At 43.1% G+C, this 14,995-nt stretch carries 14 protein-coding genes; 8 read left to right on the top strand and 6 right to left on the bottom strand.

Annotated elements, in window-relative coordinates:
* Window positions 1-127: 127 nt before the first annotated feature.
* The 3 genes from ACZ5KY_RS09580 to ACZ5KY_RS09590 all read left to right on the top strand — a co-directional run bounded on the left by ACZ5KY_RS09580 (window position 128) and on the right by ACZ5KY_RS09590 (window position 2,160).
* The gene (locus ACZ5KY_RS09580) at window positions 128-466 is read left to right on the top strand and encodes a type II toxin-antitoxin system HigB family toxin (RefSeq protein WP_464243671.1); all 339 of its coding nucleotides are present in this window, start codon (window positions 128-130) and stop codon (window positions 464-466) included.
* A gap of 9 nt (window positions 467-475) precedes the next feature.
* On the top strand, window positions 476-1,669 hold the full coding sequence (locus ACZ5KY_RS09585) for an ImmA/IrrE family metallo-endopeptidase (protein WP_464243672.1): 1,194 nt from the start codon (window positions 476-478) through the stop codon (window positions 1,667-1,669).
* A 92-nt stretch (window positions 1,670-1,761) separates the two neighbouring features.
* On the top strand, window positions 1,762-2,160 hold the full coding sequence (locus ACZ5KY_RS09590) for a hypothetical protein (protein ID WP_464243673.1): 399 nt from the start codon (window positions 1,762-1,764) through the stop codon (window positions 2,158-2,160).
* A 268-nt stretch (window positions 2,161-2,428) separates the two neighbouring features.
* Here ACZ5KY_RS09590 and ACZ5KY_RS09595 read toward each other — a convergent pair whose 3' ends face one another.
* The 3 genes from ACZ5KY_RS09595 to ACZ5KY_RS09605 form a co-directional block, all read right to left on the bottom strand.
* Complete coding sequence (locus ACZ5KY_RS09595; RefSeq protein ID WP_464243674.1) at window positions 2,429-2,836, bottom strand: exosortase system-associated protein, TIGR04073 family; 408 nt, start codon at window positions 2,834-2,836, stop codon at window positions 2,429-2,431.
* A gap of 348 nt (window positions 2,837-3,184) precedes the next feature.
* Window positions 3,185-3,775, bottom strand: coding sequence for a VIT1/CCC1 transporter family protein (locus ACZ5KY_RS09600; protein ID WP_464243675.1), 591 nt, complete (start codon window positions 3,773-3,775; stop codon window positions 3,185-3,187).
* A gap of 98 nt (window positions 3,776-3,873) precedes the next feature.
* Window positions 3,874-4,140 (bottom strand): DUF211 domain-containing protein, encoded by a 267-nt coding sequence (locus ACZ5KY_RS09605; RefSeq protein WP_464243676.1) that lies wholly within the window; start codon window positions 4,138-4,140, stop codon window positions 3,874-3,876.
* A gap of 1,328 nt (window positions 4,141-5,468) precedes the next feature.
* Between ACZ5KY_RS09605 and ACZ5KY_RS09610 the strand changes: the two genes are divergently transcribed.
* The 3 genes from ACZ5KY_RS09610 to ACZ5KY_RS09620 are packed head-to-tail and all read left to right on the top strand — an operon-like array spanning window position 5,469 to window position 8,465.
* Window positions 5,469-6,362 carry a CPBP family intramembrane glutamic endopeptidase gene (locus tag ACZ5KY_RS09610; protein WP_464243677.1) on the top strand — a complete coding sequence of 298 codons (894 nt, stop codon included), beginning with the start codon at window positions 5,469-5,471 and terminating at the stop codon, window positions 6,360-6,362.
* A 36-nt stretch (window positions 6,363-6,398) separates the two neighbouring features.
* Entirely contained in the window at window positions 6,399-7,148 is a 750-nt protein-coding gene (locus ACZ5KY_RS09615; protein WP_464243678.1) for a lysophospholipid acyltransferase family protein, read from the top strand.
* Between the two features lie 42 nt (window positions 7,149-7,190).
* A complete protein-coding gene (locus ACZ5KY_RS09620; protein ID WP_464243679.1) occupies window positions 7,191-8,465 on the top strand; it encodes a phosphatidylglycerol lysyltransferase domain-containing protein in 1,275 nt (424 codons plus the stop codon).
* Window positions 8,466-8,593: 128 nt separating this feature from the next.
* On the opposite strand, the gene ACZ5KY_RS09625 is transcribed toward ACZ5KY_RS09620, so the two are convergent.
* The gene (locus ACZ5KY_RS09625; RefSeq protein WP_464243680.1) at window positions 8,594-10,234 is read right to left on the bottom strand and encodes a hypothetical protein; all 1,641 of its coding nucleotides are present in this window, start codon (window positions 10,232-10,234) and stop codon (window positions 8,594-8,596) included.
* 646 nt (window positions 10,235-10,880) lie between these two features.
* On the opposite strand from ACZ5KY_RS09625, the gene ACZ5KY_RS09630 reads away from it, so the two are divergent.
* Window positions 10,881-11,456: a DUF2284 domain-containing protein gene (locus ACZ5KY_RS09630; RefSeq protein WP_464243681.1), complete on the top strand. Its 576-nt coding sequence runs from the start codon at window positions 10,881-10,883 to the stop codon at window positions 11,454-11,456.
* A gap of 61 nt (window positions 11,457-11,517) precedes the next feature.
* Window positions 11,518-12,483 carry a DUF808 domain-containing protein gene (locus tag ACZ5KY_RS09635; RefSeq protein WP_464243682.1) on the top strand — a complete coding sequence of 322 codons (966 nt, stop codon included), beginning with the start codon at window positions 11,518-11,520 and terminating at the stop codon, window positions 12,481-12,483.
* Between the two features lie 331 nt (window positions 12,484-12,814).
* Here the strand turns inward: ACZ5KY_RS09635 and ablB are convergent, their stop codons facing one another.
* Together ablB and kamA are read right to left on the bottom strand one after the other, a co-directional pair.
* Entirely contained in the window at window positions 12,815-13,669 is an 855-nt protein-coding gene (ablB, locus tag ACZ5KY_RS09640) for a putative beta-lysine N-acetyltransferase (protein WP_464243683.1), read from the bottom strand.
* Window positions 13,659-14,978 (bottom strand): lysine 2,3-aminomutase, encoded by a 1,320-nt coding sequence (gene kamA, locus ACZ5KY_RS09645; protein ID WP_464243684.1) that lies wholly within the window; start codon window positions 14,976-14,978, stop codon window positions 13,659-13,661. Before kamA ends, ablB begins: the two co-directional genes overlap by 11 nt.
* Between the last annotated feature and the right edge of the window lie 17 nt (window positions 14,979-14,995).

Raw genomic sequence — 14,995 nt, forward strand, 5'->3', positions numbered from 1 at the left:
TTAACTCGTTATAAATAGTGGTTGAACTGATAATGGCGCGAAGCATGATTTTCATGTTTTGCGCCATTTTTGTTTGTGGTGAACAATTTAAATATTTTGTTTTGTGGAACTATTTATTGACAAATAAATGGGAACGTTTATACTTTTTTGTATGAACGTCATTGCATTGAAATATCTTGATCAATATATCAAGAAAAGCCGAGACGCTGCTGATCCGTTGAGAGCTTGGTATCATGAAACAGTCTCTGCTGAATGGGCTGATTCTATGGATATAAAGAAACGCTACGCTTCAGCTAGTTTTCTTGAAGATAATGTTGTGGTTTTTAATATCAAGGGTAAACACTATCGGTTGGTGGTCAAAGTTGACTATGCACGGCGCATTGTACGCATTAAGTGGTTTGGAACCCATGCCCGCTACACGGCAGAGATGGAAAAGAAAAAACATTTACGTTTTCAAGATTATTGAGGTGGCATTATGGACGGACTAAAAATTATTAAAACAGAACAAGCCTACGACGCTGCCCTCGAAGAGTTGGATCAACTTCTTGAACGTGATCCTTTGCCCGATTCATCTGAGGCTGATCGCCTTGATGTGTTGGCTTTGTTGATCAAAACGTATGAGAGTGAGCATTACAAAATTGAGCTACCTGACCCTGTGTCAGCCATCAAGTTTCGTATGGAACAGGCAGGGTTGAAAAATCAAGATTTGGTTCCCTTTATTGGCAGTAAGAGTCGGGTGTCAGAAATTTTAAATGGCAAGCGAGAGTTAACCTTAAAACAAGCTCGCGCACTACATCACGGTTTAGGTATTCCAGCCGAGGTGATGTTGCAAGAATTTGCACCTGCTCTCACCATTGAAGACCCATCCATTGAATGGGAGAAATTCCCTGTCAATGAAATGATAAAGCGTGGTTGGTTACGTTTTGCAGGGACTCTAAAAGAGGCACACAATCGTGCCGAAGAGTTGGTGCGTCCTTATCTTGAATCTGTAGAACTTTCACCAGTCATTTGCCGCAGAGGGCAGGGTGGGGAGAAAGATCCTTATGCTTTATTGGCATTGCGTGCTGGGGTTTATCATAAAGTTTCAAGTAGGAAATTGAATCGATCATTTGTAGCAGAAGATTTAACCGATGAAGTGGTGCAAGGTTTGGTGAAGTTAAGTGCTCTTGAACACGGCCCAGCTATGGTTGTGGAGTATTTGAATAATTATGGAATTCATTTCTTAACCGTAAAACATTTCAACAAAACACATTTAGATGGTGCGTCTATGCTGCTACCCGATGGCACCCCAGTGATTGTTCTCACACTGCGCCATGATCGGATTGATAACTTTTGGTTTACTCTTTTGCATGAATTAGCTCACGTAAAGCTGCACCTAAATCAAGAACAAGATAGCTTTTATGATGATCTTGACGCTGTGATTGATAGTGATCCCCTCGAAGAGGAGGCCAATGTTTTTGCTTCAGAAGCACTGCTGCCGAACGAAATATTTCAAGGCCAGCTAGATCACCCTTCAAAGCAATTGGTGGCATGTATTGCTTATGAACGCGGTATTAGCCCAGCAATTGTTGCTGGCCGAATTCAAAAGGCTAAGAATAACTATAGGTTGTTTCATAATCTTGTTGGTCGAGGGCAGGTTAGGGAGCAGTTTGCTGAGTATGAATTTTGAAAGGTTGATGAGGTAAATAGATTGAACCATAAACTTATAGCCAATTTTCTATTATAAAAGACGAAAAAATTGAACTTCTCATTTGGTGACATGTGAATGAACTTAGATGGAAAAATGAAATCAAAAAAGCTCGTAAAGTAATGGAAGAAAACCATAGTGAACTTAGCGGTTCATTATTCAGCAGTTTTCCAAGGGGGTGTTGTGGCAATACTAGTGACATGCTTGCACGGTGGTTAAATGAAAAGGGGTGTGTAGGTATTAAATCGGTAAGTGGCAAAAGACCACTAGCTCGTCATGCATGGTTGGAAATAAATGAAATAATAGTTGATATCACTTCAGACCAATTTTCCGATGGTTTATCTCCTGTTTATATAGGGAGAAATCGAGATTTTCATGATCTTTTTATAAATCAAACAATTCGTGAACCATCAATTTCTAAGAGTTTATTGAATATTTATTTAAAATTTCAAGAATTGATGGACGCTAGTTAGTTTTGCGGTTGGTGTATTGCCAAACGGTTTTCGAGACTGATGAGATCAGAATCTTTGGGAGCAAGGGTCATTCTATATCACTAACGTCAACTAAAATAATCCCCAACGTAAAAAGGCTGCGAGCAGTTACGCCCACAGCCTCTACATTATTTTCTCAAGAAGACACTCGTCCTCTACTCCTGACAGTTTACCAGTTCATGGTTTAAACTCTTACCATTATGCGTAAAACTTTGCCCTTATAAACAAAGGAAGGAATTACATAGGTTATCTAGTGATGAATTTGAGCTGATGGTGTCCAAACAAATTCTGGTTTCAGCACTGCTGAGAAGTCCCCATCTATTGTGTTTGGCAAAGGAAAAGTTGCTACCTCGCAAAAACCTGCGAACCCACGCAAGCCCAACATACCCACACCTTTAAGCGGACCAAGAAGAATCCCCATAGGGCCACGGTCACGAATTGTTACAATTATCTGCTTTGGAAATTCACCTGGGCACGTAACAACATTAGCAACCCCACGCACCAATTTATATGATGATTCCTCAAGATAGCCTTCAGGAGCAACAACCTCATCGACATACTCACGACCATCCTCTTGATATCTCTGTGAATAAGCAGAAGGACACAGTAGGAATAAAACGAATAATAAACAAAACAAAGTCTTCATGATCTTTAGCATAGTCACCACCCTAGGAATCAATAAAACACTATTATTTACAAACAAATTTAAAATGGTAATCCTCTTGAAAGCACAAACAGTTTAAAACCATTTATTTGATCGACAAGAACAACTGAACATACCGCCATGATTAGTATTAGTCAATTTATTTTAAGTCATTATGGTTCATTATAAAGCGTGAGTCATATATAACGTTCTTGCTTGATTGCTTTATAGGGACTGAGAAGATTAAGGGGACGTTGTTAACAGGGTGGACTGGCTGTCGGGTTGTCTATGTAATCAATGCTTACGGGGTACGTTTGTGCTATTGACAACAGCCTTTTAATGGGTGATCTCTTTTCTGTAGATCTAAATCGAACGGCCAAAGAACAGAATAATTACCACCGTTACTACAGCGATTATCAATGTCCTCAATCCAGACCATAACCAAAAAGTTTTGCTAATTTTACCTATAAATATTCCAAGGAAAAACACACATAAAAAACCAACAGCAATAGAGATTATGAAAGGTGATGTCGTAGATAATGCCTGTATTTCATCTGCAAGCAACAAAGGCAACAATATAATAAGTGCTAGCAGCAACGGCGATAAACCGTTAACTAGAGCCACTAAAATTGGCAAATAGCGACTTGCTTGCCCGTAATCACTCCGTTTTAGATCGATCACCAAGGCTTGTTCTAATTCACGTAATTCTTTTTCTCGCTCTGCCTTCTCGCTCAGGTATGCACTACTTATTCCACTTATAAACAAAGCAGTTGCTGCCCCCAAACAGGCACTGATTGCTACCGATAGCTCAGTCATCCTCGTTGTATAAAAACCCGTCAACATGCCCAGCATGGTCAATACACCATCAAAGCCGTTGGTGACCATATATCGTCGTGCAATACTCCAGGAACGACGTAGATGTAACGTAAAGTGTTTTTTATTATTTAAAAGCATATAGGGCAGCCTCGAAAGCTAAAAGAAATTTGACAACTAGCGGTCGGAGAGGCACTTGTTTGAGGAGTATTCGTTAAACTTTTAACGTATAGAAAAAATCATGTTGTCTTCGCACTATGCACTTCAACTTCATCAATACTATGAACCGATGCGCCCATTTTTTCGATAGCTGCTTTAATGTCATCAAATCTTATATCAGAACCTTCGATAGTCAAGATTGTACCTTCTGTTTGTTTGTCAACTTCGGAAACAATTAATTTCACAACGTAATCTGGTCCGAGGCTAGCCAATGCTGATGAAAAATCTAGTGCATTTGGTTGATGTGGTTTAAGTACATCAAGTACTAGTTTGCGTGTTTTTGTCATTGTGTTTTCCAAAAGTAATCATCGTTAAGTAAAGTCAACAGACAAGCTGTTATTCTCAGGGTCGTACCAAACTATTAACTTAATTCTACACAGTTTATTTGTAAATAATAGCTGTTTTCAGTGTTTAATAGCACCTTTTTAGCAGGGAAATGATCTGAAGCTTCACGCAGGATAAAAGAATCGTCACGCTCCAGAGTTTTGAGGGAAGGTCAAGGGGCCGTTGTTGACAGGGTGGACTGGCTGTTTGGTCTATCTGTGTAACCAAAGGTGTAATGGAGACAGGCTGGATAAGCGGGCTACCCCGATTACAGATTGATTATCAAATCGCAACAAAGCCGATTCGGGGAGGTATCCGAATCGGCTTTTTATATTTATATCTAAGTTGATTAAGGGGGCATTCTTGCTTGTTTGCCTTAGGCTGTATTGCTCAACTAGAAGTGGGTAGTCTGCCCACTGTCCGTCGCATGGCCGGAGTAGTAGCGAATTTATCACCGGCTTTATCGTTCTTCGGCATCCCGTATTTTTTTCAAGTCTGGTAATTTTTAACACAAAGAGGTATAACCTGTGAGTTCTCTTTTAACTATTCTGTTTTGAATTATTAATACAATTGCATTGTCAACTTGTCCCATAAAGAGATGATCCTCATATGACATTTACAGAATTAAGATGGGCCTCATTTCGTCTATTCAATTACTTGATTGTTGTCGTTAATATACTGACCTTTGGATGTTTTATCTATGTTATCGGGCCATATACGTCCTATTTCTTTTTTGGCGACCTGCGTTTTTGGAAGTATCATTCTTATTTTCGTAAGTATTATCATTATTCCAGCTCATATCTCAAATCGGTAATCTTTACGGATAGCGTCCGCAACCTGTTTCATCTTCCTCTAACAGCACCACCTATGGATTCTCCAGATCCTAAAATAGTTCGCCTAGCCAAAGATTGGGAACACCCTGAAGATACGTGTGGAGGGTGCTCAAACTGTTGCAACGTCATAACTGAATGTTGTTTTTATGATAGCTCGCAACATCAATGTTTGAGCTACGGAACTCTTTTCTGGCGTTTTTTTAACTGTGGTCGATTTCCTTATAGTAATGAGCAGTTGACCTACTTTAACTGTCAGAAATTTGAGCTCGTAAACGATGAAAACTACATCAATATAAGAACGCTCAAAGGAAAGAAATAGTCGCTACTTTTTTTATGGATTTTTTATATAGAGGCATTGAGAAATTGAGGCGCATGAACTGCGCGTTGACTCATGTTTTGCTGCAAACGAATCCTTTTCTTTCAATATTATGATCTGTTCTGTTACACGGTGATTCCATATGAATACAACATTGCTAAATAAACTAGGACGTATCATCTCAGGCATTACTCATGGCGACTATTCTCAAGGTGAAAGTCTTGATAACGTTCTCAGAGATGAAGGCCTTTCCGTTGAGGATACAAATTTTGTAGAGTCTCTTGGCCTTATGACAGTGAAACTTGAAGTAAATGAGTTGGTGCTAAATAGCACCATTAATGATTTGCAGTCGAAGAATAGAGACTTGGTTGAGCTGAATGAAAAACGGGAATTATTTTCAACCATATTTGTCGGGTTGTTTCTCTCAATTAGCTTATATATTTTCTTGCTGTTTATCGCCAACGCAGCGAACTATGAGTCTGAGTATGCTCCAAGAGTTGTAGAATTGATCTTTATTGTAACGTGTTTGGTGATTGTTAAAAAAAGTAAGTTTCCGCTCACTTTTTTTGGATTTACATTTCACGGTGCCATGAAGTCAATAAAAACCATGCTGCCAAGCACCATAACCATATGTATTGCACTTATTGTGGTGAAATATTTATGCATCAAGAATGGTGTGAATGGATTAGGTGGTCCACTGTTCTATGATCTAGAATTTAATATGTTGGATTTATTATATTTTCCAGTAGTTGTAGTACAAGAGTTTTTGGCAAGAGGGGTGGCTCAAACGGTCATTGAACATGTTTTGGCAGGACCACGGGCAAAAATATGGTCTATTATTACAGCAGCTATTCTCTTTGGATTGGTACATATAGAATTGTCTGTCGCAATAGCAATAGCCAGTTTTCTATTTGGGATTTACTGGGGGCTCGTATACGTCAAAAGTAGAACACTGGTAGGCGTTTGCATCTCCCACTTTTTGATGGGATACCTTACTTATTTTCTTGGGTTTTGGAATTATCTTCTCGATATATGAGATCTATCACAGTCACTTGTTGAAATTGGTTATTTTATGTTGGAGCAAATTTTCATATCTGCGTTTATTTGGGGTTACATCTCTTTGATGACGGTACTTCTTTTTTTTGTCATGCTCTTCGTTTCTGGCGTAACATTTTTCACTGACAAAAAACGAAAATTTTCACATCGTCAATGCTTCTGGTGGTCGGACGCGGTTCTTCGCATGAATCCGTTCTGGAAAGTCGATATCCACGGGCTTGAACACATTGATAAAAATCGAACCTATGTCATTGTTGCCAACCACCAGTCCATCGCGGACATTATTATTTTGTATCAAACTCGCATGCAATATAAATGGATTGCCAAGGATTCACTGTTTCGTATTCCCTTTCTTGGCTGGTGTATGTCTTTGGCAAAGCACATAAAACTCGTTCGTGGCAGTTCGACCAGCATCCTTCATGTTTATCGAAAAGCGGGCGCTTGGCTTAACGATGACATGTCGGTGATGTTTTTTCCCGAAGGAACCAGGAGCAAAACGGGAGAGCTGGCACAATTCCAAAGTGGTGCTTTTAAACTCGCTATTAAAAAAGGGGTGGCCATTCTTCCCATCGCCATCTATGGAACGGCTAATTCCATGCCCAATGGTAAATTGATATTGCCACCTAATGCATCCCTTTCCATGACGGTTCTGCCCGCCATAGAAACAGAAGGGCTTCAATCTCGAGATTGTACGCAGCTTATGGATACGGCGCGAACGATGATTGAGAAAACCTTGAACCCAATACTCTCATCCGACGCTACGTAAAATTTAAAGCGCAGTGATGAAATAATAACAGGTGACATCTAATTGATATTTCGAGGATTATTTTCACATAACGCGGAGATCCTGCGCACTAGACAGTGGGTGGTTGCTTTCGTTCAATTCTTTGACCAGCGGGTCTCGCCGATGGTTCCTCAGGTGCTTGCTGTTGCGGCGTTTATGCTGGGTGCCGTTTTACTGTTTTTCGCAGCAGCGCGTCTGTTGCGGCCGGCATCACCTGAACCGACAGAATCCGGCCAGGAGGAACTTGAAAAAGCCTCTATCATTGTCCGTAATTCAGTTAAAGCGTCTGCCAACCTGGCCTTGTTGGGTGATAAGCGTTTTTTGTTCAGTCCCCAGGGCGATGCCTTTATCATGTATGCGGTGGAAGGCCGCAGCTGGATTGCCATGGGAGACCCCGTCGGCCCCGAGTTGCGCTGGCCCGAGCTCATCTGGAAGTTTCGTGAACTATCTAACCGTTACGGCGGCAGGACAGTCTTTTATGCGACCGATCCTGAACACCTGCATCTGTATCAGGATTTGGGACTTTCTTTATTTAAGCTGGGGGAAGAAGCTCGCGTTTTGCTGACAACCTTTTCACTGGAGGGCAGCTCCCGCAAAAAACTGCGCTACACCAAACGAAAACTTGAAAAAGAGGGTTATCGCTTTGAGGTGCTGCAACCGGAATCAGTGGCAGCCCATTTTGACGAGCTGCAAAACATTTCCGATGCCTGGCTGGCAGAGAAACGTACCAAGGAAAAAGGGTTTTCCCTCGGTTTTTTTCAAGCGGATTATATCAGCCGCTGCCCAATGGCTGTGGTGATTCGAAATGGACGAATTGAGGCATTTGCCACGTTATGGGCTGGTGTGCAAATGGAGGAGTTGTCCATTGATATGATGCGTTATCAGCCCGATGTCGCCGAAAATGGCGTGATGGAGTATTTATTTATTTGCATGATGCTGTGGGGCAAAGAGCGGGAATACCGCTGGTTCAACTTAGGTATGGTGCCATTTTCAGGCCTTGAGAATCAGGCTATGGCGCCTTTGTGGAATCGTCTCGGCGCCTTTGTCTTCAAACACGGGGAGCGTTTTTACAATTTCCAAGGACTGCGGCAATATAAAGAAAAATTTGATCCCCAGTGGCGGCCGAAATACCTGGTCTCTCCCGGAGGTTTGGCGCTGACTCAATGTTGCACCAATTTAACGACGCTTATTTCGGGAGGCATAAAAGAGGTTGTGACAGATGAAACTCCTAAGAGTCTGTCTGAGGATGACATTTTGGATTCTTCGTTAGACGAACACATCGTGTCAGTGGAAAACTAGGGTCACTCCCCATATTAAAGGGAAAGTCAACGGGATGGTGTTGACTGGTGTCTGTTCTTGCTGGTGGTAAAAAATAGAAAGGGAACCGAAGCTCCCTTTCTATGGTTTTAGTCAGTGTAAAAAGGGTCTTACTCCACTGGTGTCAATGTGAATGTGCATGAAGCAGCACTATTCGAATATGTCCATGTTGTTACACCAGAATCTGGACCAAAGCCGCTTGGGATATGGCCATCGCAAACAAGACCATTATTACCATAGACCATTTCAAGCGATGTTACTTCCCCTTCAATCGTCGGTGCCTGAGTTATCATAGAATTGAAATTAACCCACATGGAACCTGGATTAACAATATTGTCATTGTAGATAAAGAACTCTCCGCAGCCATGGAGAGAGCCAGAACAGGTACTGTCCGCTATTGCATAAACTTTAGTTCCACTGGGGTCAGCGCTAACATCAAAATCAATATCAACATCGGTTGAAGTAACGGTTCCACCGCCATAAGGACCTGAATAGACAACAGTGAAATTCCACAGGTTACCATCACACTCACCATTTTCAATTTTCTGCCTAATCTCTTCTAGTTTTGCCTGCAATTGAGCTGTTCTGTCTTCGTAGCCGTTTAAGGCAAGATCAGATTGGATTGAAATATAGTATTCGAGACAGGCAACATCACTACACGATGCATTTGCGATAACACTGTCTGTATATTGGTCTATAGTACTTGTGATAGTAGCGATCATGGCATCGTCGCCTGTCCCCGACAGTTCCATCTCAGTCGCAAATTTGACTCCACAAAGTATATATTTTTTAACATTTACAATATCGCAGGGTGTAGGAGGAGTCATGTTCTTCCACTCGGCGTAGGCGCCATCCATACGATAGACAACTTCAGCATTGACTCTAGAACTGATATCACGTGCCCCCATTAATTCAATTTCGGTCATAGTCTGAACTAATTGTGTAATGAATTCAATAAAGTCAGGATGAACACAGTATCCATCCCAAAAAGTGACCTGCTTAATCTGCATCATATCTAGCCAATCACTGACAACCCTATCAATGATGGCGTAAATAAGCGTCCAATAATTATGATCGAGTGCGGGTTCAATCTTTTCTAAAGCATTAATTTTAGCTATAAGATCTTGAATTAGTGACTTATTTAGGGCATACAGGCCACCATTACCAGTGTAGCTATTAAGTTCATGAATACCTGCTTCGATATCAGTAGTTAAGGAATCGACAGTTGGTGTCTGCTGAAATCCATATTCGCTAAAATGAAGTAGTTTGGCCGTATAGATATTTCCATTTTGTTCAAATGGCACAAGATAGTCTTGTGTTTCTCCATGAAAGACAAATACATAACTGTCTTCTGTCAACCTGTCAGATCTAAACTCTAAGGTAACGGCTGTGTCGAATTCGATATCCTTATTAATAGATATTTCAGGTAACGGATCTGTTCCTCTGTAGGTCAATTCAAATTCAACAATGATATCTTCTGCTTGACCAAATGGCAGTTTTGGAATCGTAATGGTTAACAGGTCATTCTCGTCACCAGCGACTTTGACAACGGTTTCAGCCATTGAAGCAACCGTTTTACTCACGGCAAGGTAAGGGTAATCTTCATCAACGAGCTCAGCTTCAGTAGAACTCGTATTCGTAGTGGGCGATGTGCTTGAGCTGCCACCATTACCACACGCAAAAAGTAACGTCACTGTTGCCAATACCGTTATTGCCAAAAATACTCGATACAGTTTGTTCAATTTAGACATGCTTCTCTCCCTAGGGTTTAGAATGAATATTTTCTTCCTGTATAAACGTGCCTCAGTAGGACTTTTTTTTATTGTTGATTCTAAAAATTAAATGAGATGAGTTGTTTGTTTTTCTTGTATTCTCTTGTGAGGAAAAAATAATTATGCATCATACTTTGTTGAAACTAATTATATAGAAATATAATTATTAGTTTCGCTAATGTTAATAGTTCAAATCTGCATCAAGTATAAGTGTCTGATTATTTTTTGAACGGGGTCGGACCAAGACAACTAGCTAAAATTAAAACAATTAAGGGCAAAAAAAAACGTAGTTTTTTGTTTTAAACGCACCTTTTGATAGCTAAAAAACCTGTTATAAGGAATCTGATCGTGCATATCACACTCCACACCATGAAAAAATAAGCAAAGTTTTATGGAAAACTAGAGACATTCCTTATCTGTAAATACAGTGAAAGTGGTCTCCACCGCAAAAGATTGGGACAGCCTCGATGGAGCAGGGGGATGTCCCTTTTTTGGTTAGTGGGGCAAGTCGTAATTACACTATTTCTACGATTCATATTGAAAATATTGCACCCCAAGACCTGATCCCATTTAGCTTGCAACGGATATACTTGTCTGGATAAAAACATCGGAGTAAAATAGGCTTATGAGACAACTTATTGATAAAGCATTGGCGCTTAAAATGGACGACGCTCAAATTCTGTCCATCGATCAGCTTGAAGTCGACCCAAGCCTCGCAAACTATTGTCGAGATTGTGAAGCTTATGGATTGTCTGCCCATTGTCCGCCGCATGGCATGAGTAGCAGCGAATTCAGCGCAGGTTTGATCGACTATCAAGACGTGTTGGTGGTTAAACGTGATGTGTCCGTGGCCGTGTTGCAGAGTGATGACCAGCTACCTATTGCCCGTCAGCTTCATATAGCGGTAGCGCAACTGGAAAAGCAGGCACAATTGTTGGGTTTTAAGGCTGCTGCCTTTGCTGGCGGGTCATGTAAGCGGCTGTTTTGTAGTTCAAGTCAAGAGTGTCAGTTGTTGCAAGAGGATGGCATCTGCCGTTTTCCGCAGTGGGCACGGCCATCGGTATCGGGGGTAGGGATCAATATTTTTGCTCTATGCGAAACTCTAGGCTGGCCGATTGATAAAGTGACAAAGCAGAGCAAGGCGAAAGATGGTGCCATGGGGCTGTTGGTTGGCTTGGTGTTGTTAGGTCGGAAAGAATAAAAGACGAAGCGCCTTGCTCCCAGAGATACAGGCATTGTGATTAACATGCGAAAGGTATGAGATGAGCGGTTTACTGGCCCTGTTAGATGATGTGGCAGCTATTGCAAAGGTTGCAGCAGCATCGGTGGATGATGTGATTGGCCAAGCTGCGAAGGCAGGATCAAAGGCCGCTGGCGCGTTGATTGACGATGCTGCGGTGACCCCTAAATATGTGCAGGGGTTTGACGCTAGCCGCGAATTACCCATTGTTGGGCGTATCGCCTTGGGGTCGATCAAAAATAAGTTGGTTTTTCTGCTGCCTGCTGGCTTGGCACTTTCGAGTTTTGCCCCGTGGGCGATTTCACCGTTGTTGATGCTTGGCGGGGCCTATTTGTGTTTTGAGGGCGCTGAAAAAGTGAAGCACGTGATCATTCCGTCGCAGTCACACGGCGAAGATTTAGCCGAGGGCAACCCAGCGCATTTGGAAGAGGCCAAAGTGGCGGGGGCGATCAAGACCGATTTTATCCTCTCGGCTGAGATTATGACCATTGCCCTTGCGGCGATCCCCGAAAACACCTTTTGGATGGAAGCGGCGATTTTGGCTGTTGTCGGAGTAGGGATCACGGCATTGGTTTATGGCAGTGTGGCGTTAATCGTCAAGGCGGATGATCTGGGTTTGTTGATGTCCAACAAAGGGCAGATTGGCATGGTGCGCGCAATGGGTCGTGGCATTGTTCATTCGATGCCGAGGGTGTTGGCTCTGTTGATGATCGTTGGCACCGCAGCGATGCTGTGGGTAGGTGGCAGCATTGTGATTCATGGGTTTGAAGAGCTGGGCTATGGCTGGCTAGGCCACCATATCTACGATTGGGCCGCTGTGGTGGGTCATGCCGTGCCGCAGCAGGTTACCGACCTTGCGCAATGGAGCGCCAAAGCCACAATGGACGGTCTGTTCGGGCTGGCGTTGGGGCTGGCGCTGTTGCCAATCGGCACCAAAGTGATCGCGCCAATTTTGGCTAAGCGCTTTTGGGGTAGAGCGAAGCACTAAACTAGAATCTGGGGAAGGTCAATAGTCCGTTGTTGACAGAGTGGGCTGTCTGTCTGGTCTATCTGTATAACCAAGGGAGTAATGGGAGCAGGCTGGATAAACGGGCGAACCTGATTGCAGATTGATTATCAAAACGCAACAAAGCCGATTTGGGGAGGCATCCGAATCGGCTTTGTTGCGTTTTATATCTATGAAGAAAAAAGGAGGTATCAAGCCTCGCCTGCCACAACAAGTCTTGATGGCTGTGACTTTAGCAAACCACTCAACTCGCTACCACAGCCAGTCCCGTATAAGTTCAGCCCTCAATCCACGAATTTGGCAACACTCGTGATTATTCGTTACTGAGCTTTTTTAGCGATTTGTGCCATACATTCATACTCTCTAGACTGCCACTTATCTGCGTATTGTTCACCAGAGTGCCACTGAACTGATAACCGTTCTGAGCAAAGCAAATATTCATACCGTACGAGGTAGCGCGGGCGATGGTGTAACCTGTCTTGATATCAAGATGGTGCAGTTTTATTTCTAAATGTTGGAGAAGTAAATTTGCCAGACCATGACCGCGCCACTCTGGATCGGTTGCAAAATCAGTCAACTCGGCATTACTGTTGGCGTAATCAATCTCCGCAGAAGCCACAGCCAGTAACCTAGAGTCTTTCCAGATGCCCGCATAGAGAACGTTTTCTGCCATGGTTGTCGCCAGATATTCTGGGTCTTGGATGGGAAAAGGGTAGCTGGCAAATGTTAGCCGATACAGTTCCGCCATTTCATTGCAGTGCTCTGGGCGCGCTAACTGCAGCATACAACCTTCAGGCAGAGCAACCACATGCTCCCGGTCAGACTTTAGTTCGGCTGCAGTGAGAACCTCTTTGACCCGATCAGCATTGTGGTCTGTCTGGCGGTCTTTCTGGTAGTAACGCGCCATGAACAAACCATCTTCCTTACCATTAAACAGAGTCGGAATCTTTGCTTCTACGCTGTATCCATCTTCTACGAATATACTGTGAACTGAAGCAGGTATTTTGACAAAAGCTTTAGAATAGCGGTGTGTTGCTGCTAGGCTGTTAATATGGCTTATCACCTGTGCCACCTCTGAACTTTCTAGCTTCATCAGATAAACCCGATCATTTTCTGGGCCATGTTGTAGAACTGAACTGGAAAAATTTTCGATCGGATCAGCGCTCATCTCTGCGCTCCATTCGTAACGTATCGGCTGGGGTGAGACTGATGGTTTCATCGCTGTCGGCGAGCAACATTTCAATGCCTGTGGCATCGGTCTCTTCGCCATCCTCCAGTGTCAATTCAAGTTGACAATCACTGCAATTTCGATCACAAAAATTTTGTTTGTAGCTATTCGGCTCCTGATAGGTTGCAAGTACCCCCTCGTAGTTGCGCAACACAACTTTATTGGTCGAGAGTGAAATCAGATAGTTGGGGGTCAGCGGAATCTTGCCACCGCCGCCTGGAGCATCTATGACGTAGGTCGGTACCGAAAAGCCACTGGTATGACCAATCAGACTTTCCATGATCTCTATCCCTTTACCAACTGGGGTACGTAAGTGGGACAGCCCTTCTGACAGGTCACATTGGTAGAGGTAGTAAGGACGCACCCGGTTGGCCACCAGTTTGTGAACGAGAGATTTGATAATCCGCGGGCAATCGTTAATACCTGCGAGTAGTACCGATTGATTACCGAGGGGGATACCAGCGTCTGCTAATTTGCGTAGAGCTTTTTTCGACGAGCTGGTGATCTCACGCGGATGGTTGAAGTGAGTATTCAGCCATAGCGGTTGATGTTTTTTCAGCATGTTAACCAGATCATCAGTGATCCGATAAGGGAGCACTACTGGCATGCGCGAGCCAATACGGATCACCTGTACATGCTCAATCTGGCGCAGCTCGGTGAGAATCCAGTCGAGGTAGGCATCATTAAGCATGAGAGGATCACCACCCGAAAGGAGGACATCTCTCACTTCGGGGGTGGCACGGATATAATCAAGTCCAAGGCGGATCTGCTCAGGTTCAAGAATGGAGTTTATATCACCGACTTTGCGCTTGCGGGTACAATGGCGGCAGTACATACCACATACATTGCTGATATGGAACAACACCCGATCTGGGTAACGGTGTGTTATGCCAGGAGCCGGACTATCCCGTTCCTCAGCGAGCGGATCAGCCATGTCGCATTTCTCAATCACTAGCTCCTGTGGGTCGGGGAAGGCCTGGCGAAACACGGGGTCATTGCGGAAATTGCTGCGGTCTATGAGGGAGAGATAGTACGGAGTAATTGAAAGGGGAAATTTTTTAATGGTCAGTGCTATTTTGCGCCGTTCGTTCTCATCAAAGTTGATCCCAAGCAACTTCTCAAACGTTTCAATTTTGGTAATGGAATGTTTCAGCTGCCAGCGCCAATCGGTCCACTTGGATAGGGCAACTTCATCATTGTGACTTAAATGTTCGGCAATTTGTTGTTGTTCACTTGAATAAATACTCATAGATTTAGTTTTTTGCA

Source organism: Desulfuromonas svalbardensis (assembly GCF_055389415.1).